This window comes from Olleya sp. Ti.3.14, from assembly GCF_038154885.1.
Lineage (GTDB): Bacteria > Bacteroidota > Bacteroidia > Flavobacteriales > Flavobacteriaceae > Olleya.
The window spans coordinates 157,361-181,510 of the sequence record NZ_JBAKAO010000005.1; the positions used below are offsets into that span (position 1 = coordinate 157,361).

Here is a 24,150-nt window from a genome sequence, read left to right on the forward strand (position 1 = left end):
AATAAATGATTGTAAAACAGCCTAATAAATAAATTTAACAAATCTTTAATTCTTTTTGTTTAATCTTTTTATAGATTTGCTAAACAAACCTATTAAAAAATATTATTATGAAAACATTGAAAAAATTATCGTTACTATTTTTAGCAACATTTGTCTTCTGGTCTTGTAGTGACGATGACGACGCGTCAACACCTATGACAACACCAACGTCAACAACTTTAAATATTGTTGAAACAGCACAAGCTACAGCTAGTTTAAGTAGTTTAGTTGCTGCAGTAGTAGAAGCTGATTTAGCCATTACTTTAAGTGGTCCAGGACCTTTTACAGTATTAGCACCAACAAATGAAGCATTTGCAGAATTTATGTCAGCTAACGGATGGGCAACCGTACAAGACATTCCTGATGCTGCTTTAGCACAAACATTATTAAACCATGTTATTAGTGGTACTGTTACATCTACTGATTTAGTAGGTTTAGGTGGTGGATATACAAACACTTTAGCTGATGGTGCAGGCGGAAATAAAGTTAGTTTATTATTTGATACATCAAATGGTGTAATGTTTAACAACATGTCTGAGGTGTTAACTGCTGACGTTACTGCATCTAACGGTATTGTACATATAGTAGATAAAGTAATTGCTTTACCTACAGTGGTTGATCACGCAGTAAATAACAGTAATTTTTCTAGTTTAGTAGCTGCTTTAGGTGCTGCAGATGGCGATTTAGTAAATGTCCTATCAGGAACAGGACCTTTTACAGTATTAGCTCCAGACAATACTGCATTTGCAACATATTTAAACGGAACAGCTTTAGCAGATGTACCAACAGATGCATTATCTGAGTTATTATTAAATCACGTTGTTGGTGGTGCATTATCGTCTACTGACTTAACTACTTTAGTTTCTGGATACACAAACACATCTGCAAGTGGTCCTGGAGGAAACGCTTTAAGTTTATATTTTGACACTACAAATGGTGTTAGCTTTAACGGAATATCTACTGTTACTACTGCTGACGTTGTAGGAACAAACGGAATTATCCATGCGGTAGGTACTGTAATAGATTTACCAACTATAGCAACGTTTGCAACTTCAAATCCTGCATTAAGTAATTTAGTTGCTGCATTACAATACGCAGATTCTGGGACACCAACTGTACCTTATATTACTACTGTGTCTGATGCAACAGCTGGACCATTTACTGTATTTGCTCCAACTGATGCTGCTTTTGGAAGTTTATTAATGGAATTAAACGCAACTGCTTTAACAGATTTAGATACTGCAACAGTTGATGCTGTACTAACGTACCATATTGTAGGAGCGAACGTACAATCTAGTATGTTAATGAGTGGACCAGTAACAACATTAGGTGGAGATATTACTGCAGACGCAACTAACTTTACTTTAACTGATCCTAATGGAAGAGTAAGTAACATTGTTACATCATTGGTAGATATTCAAGCAATTAATGGTGTTGTACACCCAATTGATAACGTAATTTTACCATTACAATAAAAATATAGATTCTTAATTAAATAGTTTATTCCCTTAAAACAAACAATTTAATAGCAAAAACGCCTTAATCTCTTAAGGCGTTTTTTAATTTATAATAGCTAAAGTTATTTTTTTGCTTTTTTATCTAAGTCTTTTTCTTCGACTAACTTTCCATCTTTATAACGTTTCCATACACAACATTTTACGTCGTCCTTATAATAGCCTTCTACAGCTATAACACCATCTTTAGTGTAGGTTTTATAAGCACCTTCAAACTTATTAGCGTTATAAGTTATTAGTTTCATTATGGTACCATTTTCTGCATACCATTTAGATTCGCCATGTAACAATCCGTCCATGTAATATGCTTTTTCGGCTATTTGACCATTTAAATAAAACACCAAACGTTCTCCTTCAAGCTTACCTTTATCGTTATATAATTCTTGCGTCATAACCTGGTCTACATTTTTATGATAAATTACCCATTTACCAATATAATCATGACCACGCATTTTACCTTCACTTATCTTTTTTCCGTTACTAGCATAAAAGGTTACCAAAGCAACATCATTATCTGCATTAAAAACCTTGGTCGCAGTTAATACCGCTTTATTATTTATATTTTTATAAAACTTAAAAGTACCAACCTCTTTTCCGTGGTCAAATTGGCCTTCATATCTGACTACTTTAGTATTATCAAAATTCTTTTTCCATTTACCATGACGCTGTGCATTAGCATCAAACTGATTAAAGCTTTGAGCCATTACTAAACTAGTAGTAATTAAAAAGACTAATAGGAAACTTATTTTTTTCATTGTTTAAATGTATTGTTACGCTTTCGCGGAAACCATGCCTTACGGTTTAACGTTATTATTTACTATTTGTTATAACAAAAAAGCTGCCAAACTAAAATTATAGCAGACAGCTTTTTTTATAAAATTAAAAAATAAATCGACTTATTTACCTTTATTTTTTTGTTGCATTTGTTTTTGCTTTTCAGCTTGTTCCATCATTTCTTTCATTTTTTTCTGGAACTTACTTTCTTTTTTAGGCTTAGCTTTTTGAACCTGAATATTAGCATGAATCTTATCTTCATCTAATATAAAATTCTTAATTACTAATAAAATACCAATACTAATTAAGTTAGAAATAAAGTAATATAAACTTAATCCTGAAGCGTATTGATTAAAGAAAATTAACATCATGATTGGAGCAAAGTATATCATATACTTCATCATCTTAGCCATATCAGGCATCCCTTCTTGTTGTGGTGCTGACATTTGGTTTTGACCAGTCGTTAACTTCATGTAAAAGAAAATAGCGATTGCAGCTAATATTGGAAATAAACTTACGTGATCTCCATATAATGGAATATTAAAAGGCAATTCTGCAACAACATCATAAGAAGATAAATCTTCTGCCCATAAAAACTTTTTCTGTCTTAAAGCAAATGCAGTCGGGAAAAACATAAATAAAGCATAAAATACTGGCATTTGAATAAATGCTGGCAAACATCCTGCTAAAGGACTTGCTCCTGCTTTGTTTTGAAGTGCCATAGTTTCCTGTTGCGCCTTCATTTTGTTGTCTTTATACTTTTCTCTGATAGCATCAAGTTCTGGTTTTAAAACTTTAAGCTTCATTTGCGATAAGTATTGCTTGTATTGTACAAATGACATGGCTAACTTAATAAGTACTGTCATTACAATAATTGCAATTCCGTAAGGTAAAAACGAACTTAATCCGTTAAATAATGGAATAAATAAAAACTTATTAATCCATCCAAAAATTCCCCATCCAAATGGGATACTTTCTACTAAATTATCATCGTAGTTTTTTAAAATTTCGCTATCTGTTGGACCATAATACAACTTTAAATTGTTGTTAATTGAGGCTCCATTTAAAGCTAATGCAGTTTTAGTAGAAAATTGTTTTGTAAATACAGAATCTATCGCTTCGTCTTCTACTAAGTTTTTAGATGTAATTGAAACTTCCTTAAACGCTTTATCAGACACTAGAATAGTACTAAAAAAGTGTTGTCTGTATGATAACCATGATACGTCCTCTTCAACCTCATCATCGTCACCCATTTGAGATAACTTGTCTACATCACCATCTGTTTGGTAAGTTAAACGTGTGTATCTATTCTCGTAACTAATACTTTGGTCATGTCTTATTGTTTTTTGTGTCCAATCTAAATTAATAGGATTTGACGTATTTATAGCAGACTCTAAACCTTGAGATTTAATGGTAAAATCTACCATATAATCGTTTGGCTTAACTACATAATTATACTCTAAAAATTTATCTTCTGCAGTTTTTAACTTCATGGACACTACTGTGTTTTCTCCACTTTTAGTTACTGTAGGCTGAAAATATAAATCTTTAGTATTTAAAGTACGATTATCTGTTGTTTGGAAATTGATATTAAATACAGAATTACCATCCTTTACTAAGTAAATTGGAATAGAATCAAAGTTTACAAAGTTTTTAAGTTTAACCTCTGATAAATGACCACCTTTTGTGTTAAACTTTAATGCTAACAAATCACTTTCAACCAATACCTCACTATCTGTAGCTGTTGTAGTCGCTAAAGAATAAGCAAAATCACCGATTTTTGATTGTAATGCTGCTACTTGAGTAGAGTCCTTTGGTTTAGAAAAATCTACTGCACTAGTAACTTTAGTCTCTGATAGAGCTGTCGCATTTACTTTTTTCTGAGCCTCAATTTGAGCTTGCTTTTCTACCTCTTGCGCTTTAAGCTCTTCAGGAGATGGCTGGTTTTGCCACATCATGAATAATAAGATTCCGAAAATTAATACAAATCCTATTATCGACTTAACGTCTAGTTTTTTTTCTTCCATAATTGTTTGGTTCCTCTAACTTATTCAAGGAATAATTAATTAGTCAAATATACGACCACTTTTAAATTGGTGTCAAATTGACACTTATTTTTTCTTACTGTGCTTTAAACTTGCTTTTACAAATGCCACAAATAAAGGATGTGGATTGGCTACTGTACTTTTATATTCTGGGTGGTATTGCACACCAACAAACCACGGATGAGATGGATTTTCAACAATTTCGACCAATTTTGTATCAGGATTATAACCTGTTGCTTTTAATCCTGCAGCTTCAATTTGAGTTTTAAAATTACTATTAAACTCATATCTATGTCTATGACGCTCTTTAATATCTTGAGATTGGTAGACTTTATAAGCTATAGACTCTTTTTCGATATGGCAATCCCAAGCGCCAAGACGCATTGTTCCTCCTTTGTCTGTGATGGTTTTTTGGTCTTCCATAATATCAATAACTGGATTTGTAGTCTTAGGATCCATTTCTGTAGAGTTAGCGTCTGCTAATCCCATGACGTTACGACAAAACTCAATAACTGCCATTTGCATACCTAAACAAATTCCTAAAAACGGAATGTTATTTTCGCGTACATATTTAATTGCTGTTATTTTTCCTTCTATACCACGCTCTCCAAAACCTGGAGCAACTAGTACACCATCAAGGTGTGATAACTTCATTTTAATATTGTCTGCATTTAAATACTCAGAATGTACAGACTCTACATTTACTTTAACTTCGTTTTCTGCTCCAGCATGAATAAATGCTTCTAATATAGACTTGTAAGAATCTTGTAACTCTACATATTTACCTATTAATCCAATTGTAATTTCAGATTTTGGATTTTTATGTCTTTGTACAAACTTATTCCAAGTTGTTAAATCAGGAGCGTCACTATTTAATGCTAATTTTTTAAGTACCACTTTGTCAAGACCTTCGTCTAACATCATATTTGGTACATCATAAATGGTTGATGCATCGATAGATTGTATGATGGCCTCTTCTCGTACATTGCAAAATAAGGCTAATTTTCTTTTTAAATCTGAAGGCAATTCATGCTCTGTACGACAAACCAATATGTCTGCTTGTACACCACTTTCCATTAGTGTTTTAACACTGTGTTGAGTTGGTTTTGTTTTTAGCTCTCCAGCTGCTGTTAAATAAGGGATTAAAGTTAGGTGAATCACTAATGCGTTATTATCTCCTAAGTCCCATTTTAATTGTCTAACTGCTTCAATGTATGGTAAAGACTCAATATCTCCAACAGTTCCACCAATCTCAGTAATTACTATATCATAATCTCCAGAGTTTCCTAAGATTTGGATTCTGTGTTTAATTTCGTCTGTAATATGAGGGATAACTTGTACTGTTTTTCCTAAAAACTCACCTTTACGTTCTCTGTTAATCACGCTTTGATATATGCGTCCAGTGGTAACGTTGTTAGCTTGACTTGTAGGCACATTTAAAAAACGCTCGTAATGTCCAAGGTCCAAATCGGTTTCTGCACCATCATCTGTAACATAACATTCGCCATGCTCATACGGATTTAGTGTACCTGGATCTACATTAATATAAGGGTCTAATTTTTGGATTGTGGTTCTGTAACCTTGCGCTTGAAGTAGTTTAGCAAGAGATGCTGCTATAATTCCTTTTCCTAAGGAAGATGTTACTCCTCCTGTTACAAATATGTACTTAGTTTCTGATGTCATGTTGCGTTGTTAAACGCGAGCAAATTTACGATTTTATGTTGAAACTATTAGTCTTTACTCTTTTATTTTTGGAAGACATTGGTATTAAATTTTAAAATCTAGTAAACCGCTAACTGCATTATCTTTAGACTTGTAATACTTTTAATACATAACATATTACTTTAATAATTATTATATTTAAATTATCTAAAGTCTTAAACAAAATTATGCTAAAGTAATTAGACGTAAAATAACCTTATGTTTGTTTAAAGATTATGACAGCATAGCATTTTCTGTTAATTAAAAAAATGTAATCCATTATAATGAATATTATTAATTTAAATAAAACCGTTACAATTCCAAAAGGAGATATTTTATTAAAACAAGGGGATATTGCCAAATATGGTTATTTTGTTAAAAGTGGTTGTCTTAAAAGCTACACTATTGATCATTTAGGGAAGGAACACATAATGCAATTTGCGCCAGAAACATGGATGATAACAGACTTGGATAGTTTTTCTAACCAAGTTCCGTCTTTAGTATATATTGAAGCAATTGAAGCGTCTGAAGTATCCATAATATCAAATGCAGATGTAAAGGATATCAATCAATTTGAAAAAGCAGATTTAGTAGAAATGAACACTAAATTTAGAAATAATTTAATTGCAACTAACAAACGTATAATAGGTCTTTTAAGTGCTACAGCAGAGCAACGTTATACAAACTTTACAGATACCTATCCTTCTTTAGTACAACGATTACCTTTAAAACTTATAGCTTCATATATTGGTGTCACACCAGAATATTTAAGTGATATTAGACGTAAGATTGCTAAAAACTAAACTTAACTTATTTCTTAAGGTATCTTATTTTTATTAGTCATGCTTTACTGCAATTTTGCTGTATTAAACTAATATAAATACAATGACAGATCAAAAAAACAACAAAGCAATACATATATCGCTATGGATTGCTCAAGGATTACTAGCTATTATGTTTTTAATGGCAGGTGTAATGAAAATTTCTCAACCTATTGAAACCTTAGCTCAATCACTTCCTTGGGTTAACTCTACTCCTACTGGATTAGTTAGGTTTATAGGTTTAAGTGAATTTTTAGGTGGATTGGGAATAATTTTACCTTCTATACTTCGTATTAAACCTTTTTTAACTATTTGGGCTGCAATTGGCTTAGAAATAGTAATGCTGTTAGCTGCAATTTTCCATGGTGTTAGAGGAGAGTTTTCGGCAATAGGAATGAATTTTGTTTTATTTTTACTAGCTATATTTGTTGCTTGGGGAAGACATAAAAAGTCAATCATTACCGCTAAAACTTAAAAGGGTTAGTTAGTTAAAATTGATGCTTACATTTATAGCTAATACTGATATTATTTATATATTGTGTATAAACGAACCCTAGTAAGGTTATCAGATTTTAAATGCATTAAAAAAACAATGACTAACGAGCAAACTGCAATACGAACAACTTACTTTAGTATTATCGGAAACACACTGCTTGCACTTATTAAAGGACTTGCAGGTGTTTTTGGTAATTCGTATGCATTAATTGCAGATGCAATTGAGTCCACAACAGATATATTTGCTTCACTATTAGTATTATTTGGTTTTAAATATGCAAAACGTCCTGCAGATGATAATCATCCTTATGGTCATGGCAAAATTGAACCTTTAATCACTTTTGCTGTTGTTGCCTTTTTAGTTGTGTCTGCGACTATAATTGCATTAGAAAGTATTCATAACATTTTAACGCCTCATAAAACACCTAAATCATGGACACTAATTGTGTTAGGTGTGATTATTATTTGGAAAGAAATAGCGTTTCAGATTGTAATAAAAAAAAGTAAACAAACCAATAGCTCATCATTAAAAGCCGACGCTTGGCACCATCGTAGTGACGCTATAACATCTATAATGGCTTTTATTGGCATTTCTATAGCAATACTTTTTGGTAAAGGATTTGAAACTGCTGATGATTGGGCAGCATTATTTGCTTCTGCCTTTATTTTATATAACAGCTATTTAATTTTAAGACCTGCTTTAGGCGAAGTCATGGATGAGCAAGTTTATGATGAACTTATTATTGATATTAGAGAACAATCCTTGAAAGTAGAAGGTGTCTTGGGTACCGAAAAATGTTTTATACGTAAAGCTGGTATGAAGTTTAATGTTGATTTACATGCTATTGTGGATGGTAATATTTCAGTAAAACTAGGACACGACATTTCTCACAACTTAAAAGACTATTTGCGAGAACAAATTCCAAATTTGGGACATGTGCTTATTCATATAGAACCCAATGAATAACAATGCTGAGACTCTTGAAAGTATTAGAATACTCTATTTAGGATATTGTTTTTTAATATTTCGGATTAAGTCTTCCAATCCATTTAATTTAACTGTATAAACGGTTTCTAACATTTCGCCTAGTTTTCCTTTAGGAAATCCTTTATTGTGATACCAAACAATATAATACTCTGGTAAGTCTATCAAGAAACGATCTTTATACTTACCAAAAGGCATTTTGGTATGTGCCAATTTTATTAAAAAATCTTTGTCTGGTTGAAGCAAATTATCCTTTAGATTTAAACTTGTTTACAGCCTTTAGACGCACAGCAATACTGTCCTTCCATTTTTTTTGACCATCGACGTTAATAGAATATTCGCTTTGTAAGTCGTAAGTATTTTGCATCTCTGCTAATTGGCTATCAATAGCGCTATGCATATCTTGAAGTGTTTTAGCTAATCCTTCATGTGGTTTTATTGCTGCGATGCGTTGTCTAAATAGCCTTGCATGCAACTCTGTAATATCAAAATGTAATTGCTCGTGTCCTAAAACATGCGTATCTACTTGATCTGATTTACACCAAGAATGTTCTGGATAAAAAAAGGCTTTAACCAATGTTTTAAAACCATAAACTTTATCATCACGCTTGTTGATAGAGTAACTAAAAGTAATACCAGATGCTGTTACTGCAACAGCATCTGTATCCTGATTAGGTTGTCCTTTAAAATCATCCCAATTAAGTTTGTAATTTTCACTCCATGACAGCTCCTCCATTACATCACTGTGTAACAAGAAAAACCCCAAGCAAATAAATACGTACTTAAACATGATTACAAAAACGACTCCTTTTTAATTTTTTACTTCTACTATTTTTAAATCTTGGTATTTAACAATGTATACTGTATTGTTGTAATACCCTCCAAATAATTTCTTTTTGTATGCAAATTTATTTTCTACATAAGTTGTCAATGGAGACTCGTTTACAGAGGTATAAATATCCTCTGAAGTTACTAAACGTAAAACAACATCCATTGTTAAATCAAACCCTCTTACAGCGTATGTATTTGGTGACTCATTATACATTGCTTTGTAACGTTTTGCAAAACTGTTATTTTCATCTTCGCTAAAAGACTTATTAATGGACGCATAGGTAAATCCTAAATTAGACAAATGTGTACTTCTGACCTCATCATCCTCAAACGCATTATTTTTATCTGTAGTTGTTAATACAACAGACATATTTGGTTTAATTTTAGAATTTAAGATACTAGAAACATTTGATACAAATCCTGCATTTTCAGTTTCTAAAAAGACAATATTTTTACCTGGTTTAAGCACATTAACCATATCCTGATCAAATACGTAATAAGCATCTGCTCCTGTCTTAGCAACTTTTCTAGATTTTACCATTGTTGCCTTAGGGAAAGACACTTTTAGTGCATCTGCTGTAGCTTTATTTTTCATATCAGAGACAATTATAAAGTGTGATGTACTATCTGCTTTAAAATAATTTAATAGCTTTTCTTTTAACAATGCCTCGTCAGGTCTAGACTGAAATACATTTTCTTGTAAGTCTACCGTTTTTGTTATTGGAGATACTAATGGTATTTTTTTACTTTTTAGTGTTGCTGCTGCAGTATTAAAAAGTTTTGGCATTACTGGTCCAATCACTACATCTACATCGTCAAAATTATTAGATTGTAATAATGACACAACCTTACTTTCTCTATTTTCTGTATCATATACATCTACTTTAAGATTTATTCCTAAAGTTGCTAAACTATCTATTGCTATTTTAGCTCCTGAGTAAAAATCCAAAGAGGTACTAACATAAGGATCGTTTTTTATTAGCTTTTTAGCGTCGTAAACTGAGTCTGCATCTACCTTACTTAATTTAAAAGGTAGCATAATTGCTATGTGTTTTGTATTTGCATCCAAATTACGTGTTGTTAAATCTGATGTAAACAACTTCTCTCCTGCCAAAGTAATACCTAAACCTTCATTTTTTGCTCTAACATCAGAATCAAATGGTATTTTTAAAACCATACCTTCTTTTAACCCTGTTGTTAAAAGCTCTGGATTTAATTGCTCTAATTGCTCCTGTTCTAATCCGGTTTTAAGTTTTAGTCTGTAAAACCCTTCAGATTTTAAAACTGTATAATAACTGTATTTTTCATCAATTGTTTTTACTTCTTCAGCTTCTAGATTAGGAACATTTATAACTTCTCCTGGTTGTAAAACAGCTGACATATCAGGATTTAAATCTTCCAACTCTTGTACTGTTATACCATATTGATAAGCAATACGCCATTTACCTTCTTTTGGTTTTACAGTATGGCTTTTTGTGGCTAATTTTACCTCAACAATAGCTTTGGTTACTTTGTAAACTGGAATTTTAATTTTATCGCCTTTTCGCAAATTATTAGCATATAATTCTGGATTATGCTTTTTAATTTCCTCTTGCTCTACATCGTATTTTTTAGATAAACTATATAGGGTTTCTTTACGTTTAACTTTATGAGTTTTAAAACCATCTAATGTTTTAACCTCTGTTAATTTAGGTGATGCTTGTGCAGCCTTACTATTTGGAATTATTAATACAGAATTTACTTTTACTTCTTTTCTAGCGTCTGGATTTAATGCATAAATCTGAGATTTTGTAACACTATATTTTGCAGCAATTTGCTCTATAGTTTCTCCTGCATTTACTTTATGCGTTTTGTAATTTTGCGCTTTCGCGGAAGCACAGCCAAACATTACGACTACGCTTAAGATATATATTAATTTTCTCATATGTTATTTATACGTTTCAAACTGCGTTAGCGGTTGTATTGGCATCCTTTTTTTTGCTGCCATATATGGCAAAAAAAAGATATAATGGAAGACGCGACCCTTGTGGTAACGCCCAACTTATTATAAAATTTTTAAAAAAGGAGGTTTTATTCCCACTCTATAGTTGCTGGTGGCTTACTACTTATGTCGTAAACTACCCTGTTAACGCCTTTTACTTTGTTTATTATATCGTTACTTGTTTTTTGTAAAAACTCGTATGGTAAATTTACCCAGTCTGCAGTCATACCATCAGTACTTTCTACAGCTCTTAGTGCTACACATTTCTCGTAAGTACGCTCGTCTCCCATTACACCCACACTATTTACTGGTAGTAAAATAGCACCTGCTTGCCATACTTTATCGTATAATCCTGCGTCGCGTAATCCGTTAATAAAGACAGCATCTACATCTTGTAAAATTTGTACTTTCTCTGCTGTGATGTCTCCTAAAATCCTGATTGCTAAACCTGGTCCTGGAAATGGATGACGTCCTAAAAGGTCTTTATCCATACCCATACTTGCACCAACACGTCTTACTTCGTCCTTAAACAAAGCGCGAAGTGGCTCTACAATTTTTAATTTCATGTAGTCTGGTAATCCACCTACATTATGATGACTTTTTATAGTTGCACTTGGTCCTCCTGTTGCACTTACACTTTCTATCACGTCTGGATAAATTGTCCCTTGTGCTAACCATTTTACATCTTCGATTAGATTTGCTTCTTGATCAAACACCTCGATAAATGCGTTACCTATAGCTTTACGCTTTTTTTCTGGATCACTCAGTCCTGCTAATGCATCCAAAAAGCGTGCCGAAGCGTCTACACCTTTTACGTTTAAGCCCATCCCTTTGTATTGTTCTAATACTTCTGTGAATTCGTTTTTACGTAATAATCCGTTATTTACAAATATGCAGTATAGGTTTTTGCCTATTGCTTTGTGCAATAACATGGCTGCTACTGACGAGTCTACTCCACCTGATAATCCTAGAACAACTTTATCGTCTCCAAGTTTTGCTTGTAAATCCTCAACGGTTTCTTGCACAAATGCATTTGGTGTCCAATCTGGATTTACATTTGCGATTGATACTAAAAAGTTTTCTAGTAATTGTTTACCGTCTTTAGAGTGGTATACTTCTGGATGAAATTGAATCGCGTAAGTCGACTCGCCTTCTATCTTATAAGCTGCATTTTGCACATCGTGCGTGCTTGCTAATAATTTTCCGTTTGTTGGTAGGTGTTTGATGGTGTCACTATGGCTCATCCATACTTGACTACCTACTGATATATTTTTAAAAAAAGCATCCTCTTCTACAAAACTTAAGTTGGCACGACCATACTCGCGTGTGTTTGATTCGGCTACTTCACCTCCAGAAAAATGTGCTAAATATTGTGCACCGTAACAGACAGCTAGCATTGGCTTTTTGCCTCTAATCTCTGATAAGTCAGGATGAAAAGCATCCTTTGATCTTACAGACATTGGGCTTCCAGAAAGTATTACTGCCTTGTAATCGTCTACGTTTTTTGGTGGTTTGTTAAATGGGTGTATTTCGGAATAGATGTTAAGCTCTCTAACTCTGCGCGCAATTAGTTGTGTGTATTGCGATCCGAAATCTAATATAAGTACTTTGTCGTGTTGCATGCACAAAAATAGTAATTGCATTGATAAATACTATTTATGATTTATGAAAATTTGCACTATTTTTTAACAATTAACAAATACTATTTCATGGACTCTAAAATTGCTTTAATATCCTGAGTTGTCGTATCTGGATTTATAAAGCAAAAACGCGAAACGGTTTCAAAACTATCACCTGTTTTCCATTTGGTTGGTGTTACTAATGCAAAGCCTTTATCGTGATTTTTAAAAGTCCAATCTCTGTAGTCATTTGGAGTCCATCCCTTGCGTCTATAAAGTACACATGATAAGCTTGGCTCTCTAACCAGCTCTACATGACCCATATCTTTTATTAATTGTCCAGCTATGGTTGCTAATTCCAAACCACGCTCCACAGCTTCTTTATATCTATCTGTACCATGAGTAGCTAAACTAAACCATAAAGGTAATCCACGTACACGACGTGTTAATTGTATTTGATAATCTGTTGGATTAAAGCCATGTGCTCCTTCGTCTTTGAAAATATCTAAATAGGAACCTTCTTGTGCGTGCGCTTTTTTAGCTAATTCTGGTTGCTTATATATTACTGCACCACAATCGTATGGAGAAAACATCCATTTGTGTGGATCAATGGTAATACTATCCGCTTTTTCAATTCCGTTAAACAGGTGTCTAACAGAGTTTGCTGCTAAAGCACCTCCTCCATATGCAGCATCAACATGAAACCATAGGTTTTCTGCTTGACAGATAGTAGCTACACCATCTAAATCGTCAATAATTCCTGCATTAGTTGTTCCTCCTGTTGCCACAACAGCAAATAGACGTTGTTTTTGTTGTGGTGTTAAATTGTCTATTGTATGTTGTAATGCACTACCTTTTAAACGGTCTTCTGTATCTACCAACAATACATCCACATCCACCACTTTAGCCATAGCTTTGATTGAAGAGTGCGCACCAATTGAGGTGATTATTAAGCCTTTTTGATTTTTGTTGTCATCGTTTAGACTTCTCCAATACTCGCGTGCTGTAACAATTGCAGACAAGTTTGCTGCAGTACCACCACTAGTAAATACACCAAAAGCACCTTGTGGTAATCCTGTTAATGATACAATCCACTTCATGGCTTCGTTTTCGCAAAAAATACCACCTGCTCCTTCCATCCAATACGCACCATGAATACTTGATGCTGAAGTTACCAAATCAAATAAAATCGAGGCTCTGGTTGGAGATGCTGGCACAAATGCTAAATGACGTGGATGATCTATTTTTACGTTAGCATGCATTAAGTGTTGCTTCCATAGATTAAAAGCAGTCTCTCCACCAATACCTTTGTCTGTCACTGTTTCTCCTACAAGCGCTTTTAAAGTTTCGGCTTTTTGAGGTTTACCAATGACGTCTTCAGTTTTTGAAATACGATCTATTGTATATTTCATGACGTCTAGCGTCATTTCAACTAAATCTAAATCTATTTTATGCATGGCTTATAATTCAAGAATTAAAAATTGACCTTGCAAAGGTTTTAAATTTTTAATTAACTGAGGTATTAAATCCGTACCAAATTCTAAATATAATTCTGAAAAATTAGTATTACGTTCTTGCAAACTATAATTAGGAAACAATTGGTATTGTAAATCGGTAATACGCTCTACTTGATCTTTAAGTTTTCTTTTTTGAGCAGTTAACAATCTTTTTTCAAGATGTGCCAACCCATTAATTTGCTTTTTTTCTTGAGAGGCTACTGCACCAACAAAAGACTTATCCGTTGATTCTGCTAGCTTATAAAGTTGTTGAAACTGTGATTTTAGATGTTGAATTTGTTCAGAAAAATCAATATCAATATTAGAAATTTCTCGTACTTTTTTGTTAATAAAACTATCACGTTTTAAAAACAAGTCTTTATCAGATATGCTTAGTTTTTTAAGTTTATCCGCTTGCTGTTTTGTTTTTATTAAAACAGAATTACGTAAAAGTAATATTGGAAAAACCACATTATTAGTTTCAAAATTAGCTTTTAACTGAAACCAGTAAGCTAGCTCACCACCTCCACCAATGTAACATAAATTTGGCAAAATAACTTCTTGATACAATGGACGCATAATTACATTAGGACTAAAACATTCTGGAGCCTGGTCTATATGTTTTGACAACTCTTCTTTAGTCCAAGATATTGACGTGTTTAAAACAGAATATTTTTGATCTTTAAAAACAATACGTTCTCTTACATTTTTAGTGATGTAAAATAAATTTATATCTCTAGGATTTACTTGTATAGCGTAGTTTTCTGATACTTGACTTAATTGATTTGATGTTTCAGTAACTTTTTGAAATGATGTATTATTAAATAACTCTGTTTTAATTTGAGGTATAAATAATGTTTTTAAATCTTTATTATTAGCATCTATAATAACCAAACCATGCTCACCAAATAATGCATTTGCTAAATAATGTGTGGCTTTAGCTAAATTATCATGTTTTAAGTAAGCGTTTTCAAATAGTGTATTTAAAAATTTAGCATTTTGACCAATCCCTAACTCTTTTGCAAAAAGGTCTAATACGTTATCTAAACCTGTAGTGTCTAAATCTCCAACTGCTCCTGAAGCATTTTTGTTCCAACGTATCTTTTTGCCTTTAAAATTGAAATAATTTATTTCTTCAAAATCATGATCCTCTGAAGCCATCCAATAGATAGGCACAAAATTATATTCTGGGTATTGTATTTTTAATTGCTTAGTTAAATTTATTGTAGACACAATTTTATACAAAAAGTATAATGGTCCTGTAAATAAATTAAGCTGATGACCTGTTGTAATTGTAAAGGTTTTATTGTCTGCTAATAATTTAATGTTAGTGTCTGTAGCATCTGAAGTTTCCAGTAGGTTATATTGCTCTTGTAAAGTTTTTACTAAGACCACTCTACCTTCTTGAGAAAAATTATCTTGCTTCTGTTTTATTTGAGCTTCAAAGTTTTTGATATTAGGAAACCTATTATAAAACGGTTTTAGTGATTCAGCTTCAGCTAAATAATCACAAATTAATTGAGAAAAATATCCTGTTTCTTTAAAGGGTATACAGTCTGTTGGCATAGTTACAAATTAATCTGCTGTAAAGATAAGGCAGTTTGCCCTTTAGTATGTCTTAAAATTAACATAAAACCCAAGAGTAAAGTGTTGAAATTTGAGTAACTTTATAAGATAATCTGCAAACACAACACTAGTGAAATCAACCGTACTACCTTTAAACATTAAAAACTTCATAGTCTATTTTACACTACTAACTTGTTTTTTTGGTTTTAGTCAAAATATAACCGAATTTAAAGGAATAGTATTAGATAAAGCTACCAATAATCCTTTAGCATTAGCCGATTTAATTATTACCAACTCCAACGTTAGTACTATAGCTAATAGTGATGGCGAGTTTACGTTAAAAGTCCCAGAAGACCTGTTACAAAACAATGTAACAATATCTTATTTAGGGTATCAAAAATTAGAAGTTGCTTTATCAGAATTTAAACCAACTGATACTAAAATATATTTACAAGAAGCAGCCACAGTATTGGCTGCTATAGATATTGCAGCACCTAAAGATGCAGAAGAACTAGTAAAAAAAGTATTAAACCTAAAAGTAGAAAACTACGCTACTGAAACTGTTTTTATGACAGGTTTTTATAGAGAAACTATTAAAAAACGTAACAGAAATGCATCATTATCTGAAGCCATTGTTAGCATTAATAAATCGTCTTATAACTCTAGCAAAAATGACGATGTTACTTTAATAAAGGCTAGAAAAAACACAGATTACTCAAGGTTAGATACCATAGCACTTAAAATTCAAGGAGGTCCCTTTAGCAGTTTACACACTGACATTATTAAGTATCCTGAATACATTTTTAATGATGAAACCTTGAGTGACTACACGTTTACTTTTGGTAGATCTACTCAGGTTGATAATCAATTAGTTTATGTTGTAAATTTTAAACAAAAAGAAACTATTTATAGACCTTTGTATTATGGCACACTTTATATTGACGCTAATAATTATGCTTTAACTAGTGCTGTTTTTAATTTAAATGTTGAAAATCAAACCGAAGCTACCAAATTATTTGTGAGAAAAAAACCAAGAAAAGCTAATGTATATCCAACTGAAGCTGCTTACAAGGTTAATTACAGAACAAAAGATGGCAAATGGTATTTTGCTTATAGTAATATATTAATCTCTTTTAAAGTTAATTGGGATAACCGATGGTTTAATAGTAGATATACATTACAAAGTGAAATGGCTATAACAGATTGGAATATAAATAAGGATTTATTAACCAATACACAGTCTAAAAAACTTAAACAAAATAGTATTTTGCAAGACCAAGTTTCCGGCTTTAGAGATCCCGATTTTTGGGGTGAATATAATATTATAGAGCCTGAAAAATCTATTGAAACTGCTATTAAGAAAATTAAAAGGCAAGTCGAAAAAAACTAGATTATTTTACTTTTGGTGATTGATTATAATATTAAAATAATTTGGATCGTAAAACGTTTTAAGTGTATTATATTTTTGCTGATCTGTAATACTATCTGCTACTTGCAGAATTTTTAAATTATGCTCATATATACGCCAAATTAACTCAGAGCAATAATGCTCAGTAGTATCTTTATAATTAAAGCTATGATCAAAGGGTAATTGTTTTTTATAATAATAATCAATTTGCTTTACAATTTTACTTTGTTTAATTGTATCTATATTTTTTAATCTAGTGACCAAAATCGTCTTATCATGAGAATTGTGCACAAAAGAATCTATTGCCTGCAAACGTAAACCATCCTGATTAGATACGCTACTTGACAGCGCATGTGCAATTTTTAAATTATCATTTTGCTTGATAACAACACCTAGATGAGTTACATCATAGTCCTCACTCATCATTTTAGAAATCATAGTACTTACAAAACCATAACCACGTCTTAAAATAATATCTCCAGTTTGAAGTTTAGCTTTTTCTATAGGCGATAATTTATACAAAAAAGACGATTCATACGGTCTGTTTGAATCGTCTTTAAAAAATTTATATGCTAAAAAAATAACAGCTAAGACTAGTGATATTTTTATAGTGGTTTTTAACATTTACTCAGCAGCCTCATAATCATCTTCCTCAATCATTTCCTCATCCATATCGTCATCAGACTCCATATCAGGATTTCCTGTTTCTTTATTAGCTTTATCTAAGCCTTCTTTATTCATGGACTCTTTGTCCATACTTACCAACCATTTCCCTTCTTCTTTAATAAGATTCATTGGCATATCTTGATCTTTTTCATCTTGACTACTTGACATTTTTACAGTACATACTGCTTTGTCTCCATCAATTTTAGTATCAACTACTTTAAAAGAAATATCTGCTTCTTTCATCTTATCTGCAAATTGATCTTTTGCGCCAAAAGACTCTAGCATAGACAACATAGATTTTGTGTCTGTAGTTGCGTGTTTTTTAGCTGTTTCAAAATCTCCAGAATACATAGCTTCTAAAAAGCTAATTGTAGCACCTTCTGGTCCTCCACCACCACAAGCTGTTAACATAAAAAAGCAAGCTACTACTACTGTTTTTAATACTGATTTTTTCATTTTTTGGTTTGTTTAGTTTTGTAAATATACTTTTTTAGATTTAACATTCAAATTGTTTTATTTTGAATGCCTTAATTTAAGCTTTTACTAACTCACCATAAAGATCAAAATCTTCAGCTTCAGTCACTTTAATATTGTAATATTCTCCTGTTTTTAAATACGTGTCAGTTGCATCTATTAACACTTCATTATCTACATCTGGACTATCAAACTCAGTACGACCTACAAAATAAATACCTTCTTTACGGTCTATAACCACTTTAAAGGTTTCTCCAATTTTTTCTTGATTTAATTCCCAAGAAATCTGAGATTGAATTTCCATAATTTGGTTAGCTCTGTCTTGCTTTACATCTTGTGGCACATCGTCTTCCAAGTTATAGGCATGTGTGTTTTCTTCATGAGAATAAGTAAAACAACCTAAACGCTCAAAGCGCATATCTTTTACCCACTGTTTTAATTCTTGAAAATGTGCTTCCGTTTCGCCTGGATAACCAACAATTAATGTTGTTCTAATAGTCATCTCTGGGACAATAGCTCTAAACTGCTTAATTAGATTTGTTGTTTTTTCTTTGGTAGTACCACGACGCATACTTTTAAGTAAATCGTCACTAATATGTTGTAATGGAATATCTAGATAATTACAAATTTTTGGCTCTTGCTTCATCAAATCTAACACGTCCATTGGGAAACCTGTTGGAAAAGCATAATGCAATCTAATCCATTCAATACCTTCAACTTTAACTAAGTTTTCAAGTAACTCTGCTAAGTTTCGTTTTTTGTATAAATCTAAACCGTAATACGTTAAATCTTGGGCAATTAAGATTAACTCTTTAACACCATTTGCTGCTAACTTTTCAGCTTCCGTAACTAAGTTTTCAATTGGTGTAGATTTGTGCTTACCTCTCATTAAAGGAATCGCACAAAAACTACATGGTCTATCACAACCTTCTGCAATTTTTAAATAGGCGTAATTTTTAGGTGTTGTAGTTAAACGCTCTCCTATTAACTCATGTTTATAATCTGCACCTAAAGCTTTAAGTAAACCTGGCAGCTCTGTAGTACCAAAATATTGATCTACATTAGGTATATCTTTTTGTAATTCTGGCTTATAACGCTCACTTAAACATCCCGTTACAAATACTTTATCAACCTCTCCATCTTCCTTTTTTTGCATGTACTCTAAAATAGTGTTCACGCTTTCCTCCTTTGCATTATTGATAAAACCACAGGTATTAATAACTACCACGTTACCTTCCTCCTCATGCACAACTTCTTTTCCGTTAGCTTTTAATTGTCCCATTAGGACTTCGCTATCGTAGACATTTTTACTACAACCTAAAGTTATAACATTGATTTTGTTTTTTTTAAGTGACTTTGTTCTCATACCTCATTTTTGGACTGCAAAGATACAAAATGATTTAGGATTTACGTTTATTAAATCTTAACATAAACAACTTATAACAGCATAAACATCTAACATTCAAATTGTTTAACAAACAACTACTCTTATCTAAAAAATTTGCTATTTAGTTTAAAAAATTAATTAATATATTGCGAATATTAACCAACTATTAAATTTTTATTTTAATGAAAAAAATACTATTAATTTTTATCTCAATAGTTCTTTTTAGCTGTTCTAGCGACAGCGATAACGACACAGATAACACAAACAGTTGTGCTAAACCAACAAATCTTTATCTTACAACTATTGCCAATACATTTGCTCAATTAGATTGGACCTCTCAAGTCAATTCATCTTTATATCAAGTTGAGTATGGTAATTTAGGATTTACATTAGGCAGTGGAACATTATATACAGTACCAGATACTTACAAAATTATAGAAGGCTTAGAACCAGAAACTCAATATTCGTTTTATACACGTGTTTATTGTAATGATATCGAAGCTTATAGCAATTGGGCTGGACCTTTTTCTTTTGTTACCACAGATGACAACCCTTATTGTAACGAACCTACAAATTTTAGTTTAGGATACAACACTAATGGTCCTAATGTTGGATCAGATTATGCTAGATTTCTTTGGTCAGATAATGGTGGTGATGAATATGAAATTGAATACGGAGACCAAGGATTTAACCCAGGAAATGGAACAGTTCATGTAACTTCAGAAAACTCTTCAACAACTGTCTCTGGTTTGACCGCTCAAACAACTTATGATTTTTACATAAAAAGCAAATGTACTGAAAATGGTTATAGTGTATGGACAGGTCCATTAACAGTTACAACAACTACTGCTGCTTTTAATCCAAACTGTATAGATCCTTTTAATTTTGAAAATATTGGCACAGGTACAGGAAGTAGTTCTGGTTTTCCAACAAGGTATTTTGATTTTAATTGGGACCATGTAGATTCTCAAAATAATTGGGAAATAACGTATGTTGAAGCAGGCACCTCATTTAATACTTTAAATACAGCAGCTATTCCTATTGTTCCAGTAAGACTTACATATTTTGTAGGTAGTAGCGGACTAACATCAGGACAAGCTTATGACTATTATATTAGATCTAATTGTGGTGGTACAAATGGGTTTAGTGATTGGATAGGTCCTGTAACTGTTACAGTTCCTTAAAATATAAAACACTTAATAAATAAAAGTCTAGTAAATAAATAACTAGGCTTTTTTTTTGCTATAATTATTAAACTAATCTATTTTATATTAGTCCTATTATAAACTATTAGTATGAAACCCATCCGAAGCCTTCTCAGCATTATACTTCTTTTTACATTTGGTTGTTCTTCTGAAAACAAGGACTTTGAAATAGAAAATCCAACTACCGAAGCTATATATTTTCCGCCTATAAATTCTGATACTTGGGAAACCCTTTCGCCTTTAAAATTAAATTGGAATACAAACGCTTTAGACGAATTATCATTATTTTTAGAAACATCAAATACCAAGTCTTTTATTATTTTACATAAAGGAAAAATTGCTTTTGAGCAGTATTTTAATGGACATACAAATACAACTCCATGGTATTGGGCAAGTGCAGGAAAAACATTAACAAGCACCATTACCGGAATTGCACAAGACCAAGGGTTATTGAATATTAACAATAAAGTCTCTGACTATCTAGGAGCTGGATGGACTAGTACCACTTTAGAAAAAGAAAACCTAATTACTTGTAAAAACCTTTTATCTATGACCTCTGGATTAGATGATACTTTAGGCGACGCTGTTTCTTCAAACGACTTACAGTATATTGCAGATGCAAATTCCCGTTGGGCTTATCATAACGTCTACGTAAAATTACAAGATATTGTAGCACAAGCCAGCAACCAAACATGGACTAATTACTTTAATCAAAACTTAAAAAATAAAATTGGTATGACTGGTACTTGGATTCCGGTTGGAGATTTAAGTGTTTATTGGAGCAACACCAGAAGTATGGCTAGATTTGGTTTAATGCTATCTGCAAATGGATTATGGGAAAATACACAAATAGTATCGCAATTTTTTATAGAAGATGCTACAAATACTTCACAAAATATTAATGAAGCTTATGGTTATTTGTGGTGGCTTAATGGTAAGTCAAGTTTCCGTTTACCACAAAGTCAGTTTGAGTTTTCAGGAAAACTAATACCAAATGCACCAAACGATATGTATTGTGCTTTAGGTAAAAATGACCAAAAAATTTATATCGTACCAAGTAAAGACCTTGTTGTTATTAGAATGGGAGATGCAGCAGACGACACAAATTTTGCTTTATCTACTTTTGATAATGACCTTTGGGAAAAAATTAATGCAGTAACTAACTAAAAAAAAGCTTCTAAAAATAGAAGCTTTTGATTATCATTTATTGTCTAAATCTACTTAAAAAAAGAATCTACAAACTCAAACTTATTAAATACTTGCAAGTCTTCAATACCTTCTCCAACACCAATATATTTTACAGGAATTTGAAATTGATCACTAATACCAATTACTACACCACCTTTAGCAGTACCATCTAATTTAGTAACTGCAAGACTTGTAACCTCTGTTGCAGCAGTAAATTGCTTGGCTTGTTCAAAAGCATTTTGACCAGTACTACCATCTAAAACTAATAATACATCGTGTGGTGCATCTCCAACAACTTTTTGCATGACACGTTTAACCTTTGTTAACTCGTTCATTAAATTGATTTTATTATGTAAACGTCCTGCTGTATCAATGATAATGACATCTGCATTTTGATTAACTCCAGATTGTAAAGCATCAAATGCAACTGAAGCTGGATCGCTTCCCATATCTTGACGTACCATAGGTACATCTACACGATCTGCCCAAACTTGTAATTGATTAATAGCTGCAGCTCTAAAAGTATCTGCTGCACCTAAAACTACTTTTAATCCTTGTTTTTTAAATTGATAAGCTAATTTACCAATAGTGGTTGTTTTACCAACTCCATTAACACCAACAACCATTAAAACATAAGGTGTCTTAGATCCATCTTGTTGTTTAGGTAATTGCGGAATTTTATATTCTGTATCTTCACCAGAGTTAGTTTCTGACAGTAAGCCTGCTATTTCCTCTCGTAATATTCTATTAAGCTCATCTGTACCAAGATATTTATCTTTGGATACTCTAGCTTCTATACGTTCTATTATTTTTAAAGTGGTATTAACACCAACATCACTTGAGACTAATACTTCTTCTAAATTATCTAAAACTGCATCATCCACTTTAGACTTTCCAGCGACAGCTTTACTTAATTTACCTAAAAAGCTTGTACTTGATTTTTCTAAGCCTTTATCTAAGGTTTCTTTTTTTTCTGAAGAAAATATTTTTTTAAAAAAACTCATTTCAAATTATTGTTTTTGTTTATATACTGATCCCTAAAAAGAGATCAAGGTTTAATATACTGTAATAATTATAAGTAAATCTAACACTTATAAATGTATATTTTACAACTTTAAATTAATGTTGTATACTATTAATCACTTTATATAATAATCAATATAACAATTATGAAGCCTAATTTGCAGGACTGCTACATTGTCATATTTATATAATGTAAAGTAACGTAATATTTTAAAAACAAAAAAGCCACTTTCCAAAGGTAAGCAGCTTAATACTATATTAAAATAGAGTAAAATTATTTCTTATCTAAGAAATCTTTTACTAATTCAGGTGACATAATTGATTCAACAAACATGTAAGCTCCAGTTTTTGGAGACTTCACCATTTTAATTGCTTTTGATAATCTTTTAGACGATGTCTGTAAAGATGCTACGGTTTTCTTTGCCATGACTTATATGTTTTAGTATTCCTTAAAGGGAATATTATTTAATTTCTTTGTGTACGGTCATTTTCTTCAAGATAGGATTGAATTTTTTAATTTCCATTCTATCAGGAGTGTTCTTTTTGTTCTTCGTTGTAATATAACGAGACGTTCCTGGCTTTCCAGACTCTTTATGCTCTGTGCACTCTAATATTACTTGTACTCTATTACCTTTCTTTGCCATAATACTTTAATTTACCTAATTGGGTAATTATTTTATAAATCCGTTTGCTCTAGCTTTTTTCAAAGCAGCAGCAATACCTATTTTATTGATTGTTTTTAATGCTGATGTAGATACTTTTAAAGTTACCCACTTATCCTCTTCTGGAAGATAAAAACGCTTTTTTATCAAATTAGCATCAAATGTACGCTTTGTTCTATTCATCGCGTGAGACACGTTGTTTCCAACCATTGCCTTCTTTCCTGTAAGTTCACAAACTCTTGACATTACTTTATAACTTTAAAAATATGT

Annotated in this window: 23 protein-coding genes; 7 read left to right on the forward strand and 16 right to left on the reverse strand. The window is 32.0% G+C overall.

Translation table 11 applies throughout. The features are described 5' to 3' along the window. The first annotated feature begins 107 nt into the window (after window positions 1–107). The gene (locus V6251_RS09110) at window positions 108–1,514 is read left to right on the forward strand and encodes a fasciclin domain-containing protein (RefSeq protein WP_341587968.1); all 1,407 of its coding nucleotides are present in this window, start codon (window positions 108–110) and stop codon (window positions 1,512–1,514) included. 104 nt (window positions 1,515–1,618) lie between these two features. On the opposite strand, the gene V6251_RS09115 is transcribed toward V6251_RS09110, so the two are convergent. The 3 genes from V6251_RS09115 to V6251_RS09125 form a co-directional block, all read right to left on the reverse strand. Beyond that, complete coding sequence (locus tag V6251_RS09115; RefSeq protein WP_341587969.1) at window positions 1,619–2,308, reverse strand: toxin-antitoxin system YwqK family antitoxin; 690 nt, start codon at window positions 2,306–2,308, stop codon at window positions 1,619–1,621. Window positions 2,309–2,449: 141 nt separating this feature from the next. Next, window positions 2,450–4,354, reverse strand: coding sequence for a membrane protein insertase YidC (gene yidC / locus V6251_RS09120; RefSeq protein WP_341587970.1), 1,905 nt, complete (start codon window positions 4,352–4,354; stop codon window positions 2,450–2,452). Window positions 4,355–4,438: 84 nt separating this feature from the next. Further along, window positions 4,439–6,055, reverse strand: coding sequence for a CTP synthase (locus V6251_RS09125; RefSeq protein WP_341587971.1), 1,617 nt, complete (start codon window positions 6,053–6,055; stop codon window positions 4,439–4,441). A gap of 302 nt (window positions 6,056–6,357) precedes the next feature. On the opposite strand from V6251_RS09125, the gene V6251_RS09130 reads away from it, so the two are divergent. The 3 genes from V6251_RS09130 (at window position 6,358) to V6251_RS09140 (ending at window position 8,356) form a co-directional block, all read left to right on the forward strand. Continuing rightward, complete coding sequence (locus V6251_RS09130; RefSeq protein ID WP_051437470.1) at window positions 6,358–6,876, forward strand: Crp/Fnr family transcriptional regulator; 519 nt, start codon at window positions 6,358–6,360, stop codon at window positions 6,874–6,876. A gap of 82 nt (window positions 6,877–6,958) precedes the next feature. After that, window positions 6,959–7,369, forward strand: coding sequence for a DoxX family protein (locus tag V6251_RS09135; RefSeq protein WP_341587972.1), 411 nt, complete (start codon window positions 6,959–6,961; stop codon window positions 7,367–7,369). 117 nt (window positions 7,370–7,486) lie between these two features. Further along, the gene (locus V6251_RS09140; RefSeq protein WP_341587973.1) at window positions 7,487–8,356 is read left to right on the forward strand and encodes a cation diffusion facilitator family transporter; all 870 of its coding nucleotides are present in this window, start codon (window positions 7,487–7,489) and stop codon (window positions 8,354–8,356) included. Window positions 8,357–8,389: 33 nt separating this feature from the next. On the opposite strand, the gene V6251_RS09145 is transcribed toward V6251_RS09140, so the two are convergent. The 6 genes from V6251_RS09145 to bshC all read right to left on the reverse strand — a co-directional run bounded on the left by V6251_RS09145 (window position 8,390) and on the right by bshC (window position 15,867). Next, entirely contained in the window at window positions 8,390–8,620 is a 231-nt protein-coding gene (locus V6251_RS09145; protein ID WP_145000324.1) for a DUF3820 family protein, read from the reverse strand. 1 nt (window position 8,621) lies between these two features. Further along, the gene (locus V6251_RS09150) at window positions 8,622–9,164 is read right to left on the reverse strand and encodes a DUF922 domain-containing protein (RefSeq protein WP_341587974.1); all 543 of its coding nucleotides are present in this window, start codon (window positions 9,162–9,164) and stop codon (window positions 8,622–8,624) included. A gap of 21 nt (window positions 9,165–9,185) precedes the next feature. After that, window positions 9,186–11,129: an amino acid ABC transporter substrate-binding protein gene (locus V6251_RS09155; protein ID WP_341587975.1), complete on the reverse strand. Its 1,944-nt coding sequence runs from the start codon at window positions 11,127–11,129 to the stop codon at window positions 9,186–9,188. Between the two features lie 146 nt (window positions 11,130–11,275). Further along, window positions 11,276–12,808 carry a glutamine-hydrolyzing GMP synthase gene (gene guaA / locus V6251_RS09160; protein WP_341588012.1) on the reverse strand — a complete coding sequence of 511 codons (1,533 nt, stop codon included), beginning with the start codon at window positions 12,806–12,808 and terminating at the stop codon, window positions 11,276–11,278. Window positions 12,809–12,888: 80 nt separating this feature from the next. Then, window positions 12,889–14,262, reverse strand: a complete 1,374-nt coding sequence (locus V6251_RS09165; protein ID WP_341587976.1) for a pyridoxal phosphate-dependent decarboxylase family protein — start codon at window positions 14,260–14,262, stop codon at window positions 12,889–12,891. Window positions 14,263–14,265: 3 nt separating this feature from the next. Next, window positions 14,266–15,867: a bacillithiol biosynthesis cysteine-adding enzyme BshC gene (gene bshC / locus V6251_RS09170; RefSeq protein ID WP_341587977.1), complete on the reverse strand. Its 1,602-nt coding sequence runs from the start codon at window positions 15,865–15,867 to the stop codon at window positions 14,266–14,268. Window positions 15,868–15,997: 130 nt separating this feature from the next. On the opposite strand from bshC, the gene V6251_RS09175 reads away from it, so the two are divergent. Beyond that, window positions 15,998–17,257 carry a carboxypeptidase-like regulatory domain-containing protein gene (locus tag V6251_RS09175; RefSeq protein ID WP_341587978.1) on the forward strand — a complete coding sequence of 420 codons (1,260 nt, stop codon included), beginning with the start codon at window positions 15,998–16,000 and terminating at the stop codon, window positions 17,255–17,257. 6 nt (window positions 17,258–17,263) lie between these two features. On the opposite strand, the gene V6251_RS09180 is transcribed toward V6251_RS09175, so the two are convergent. From V6251_RS09180 to rimO, 3 genes are all read right to left on the reverse strand, one after another. Then, window positions 17,264–17,899 (reverse strand): YiiX/YebB-like N1pC/P60 family cysteine hydrolase, encoded by a 636-nt coding sequence (locus V6251_RS09180; RefSeq protein WP_341587979.1) that lies wholly within the window; start codon window positions 17,897–17,899, stop codon window positions 17,264–17,266. Then, complete coding sequence (locus V6251_RS09185) at window positions 17,900–18,397, reverse strand: DUF4878 domain-containing protein (RefSeq protein WP_145000339.1); 498 nt, start codon at window positions 18,395–18,397, stop codon at window positions 17,900–17,902. Window positions 18,398–18,473: 76 nt separating this feature from the next. Next, window positions 18,474–19,781 carry a 30S ribosomal protein S12 methylthiotransferase RimO gene (rimO, locus tag V6251_RS09190; RefSeq protein ID WP_341587980.1) on the reverse strand — a complete coding sequence of 436 codons (1,308 nt, stop codon included), beginning with the start codon at window positions 19,779–19,781 and terminating at the stop codon, window positions 18,474–18,476. Between the two features lie 203 nt (window positions 19,782–19,984). On the opposite strand from rimO, the gene V6251_RS09195 reads away from it, so the two are divergent. Further along, complete coding sequence (locus V6251_RS09195) at window positions 19,985–20,986, forward strand: fibronectin type III domain-containing protein (RefSeq protein ID WP_341587981.1); 1,002 nt, start codon at window positions 19,985–19,987, stop codon at window positions 20,984–20,986. A gap of 111 nt (window positions 20,987–21,097) precedes the next feature. After that, window positions 21,098–22,174 (forward strand): serine hydrolase domain-containing protein, encoded by a 1,077-nt coding sequence (locus tag V6251_RS09200; RefSeq protein WP_341587982.1) that lies wholly within the window; start codon window positions 21,098–21,100, stop codon window positions 22,172–22,174. A gap of 50 nt (window positions 22,175–22,224) precedes the next feature. Here the strand turns inward: V6251_RS09200 and ftsY are convergent, their stop codons facing one another. The 4 genes from ftsY to rpmB all read right to left on the reverse strand — a co-directional run bounded on the left by ftsY (window position 22,225) and on the right by rpmB (window position 24,126). Further along, window positions 22,225–23,199, reverse strand: coding sequence for a signal recognition particle-docking protein FtsY (gene ftsY, locus V6251_RS09205; protein WP_341587983.1), 975 nt, complete (start codon window positions 23,197–23,199; stop codon window positions 22,225–22,227). A 293-nt stretch (window positions 23,200–23,492) separates the two neighbouring features. Continuing rightward, window positions 23,493–23,645 (reverse strand): DUF4295 domain-containing protein, encoded by a 153-nt coding sequence (locus V6251_RS09210; protein WP_145000347.1) that lies wholly within the window; start codon window positions 23,643–23,645, stop codon window positions 23,493–23,495. 34 nt (window positions 23,646–23,679) lie between these two features. After that, entirely contained in the window at window positions 23,680–23,862 is a 183-nt protein-coding gene (rpmG, locus tag V6251_RS09215; RefSeq protein ID WP_028282775.1) for a 50S ribosomal protein L33, read from the reverse strand. 27 nt (window positions 23,863–23,889) lie between these two features. Continuing rightward, the gene (gene rpmB, locus V6251_RS09220) at window positions 23,890–24,126 is read right to left on the reverse strand and encodes a 50S ribosomal protein L28 (RefSeq protein WP_028282774.1); all 237 of its coding nucleotides are present in this window, start codon (window positions 24,124–24,126) and stop codon (window positions 23,890–23,892) included. Window positions 24,127–24,150: the final 24 nt, after the last annotated feature.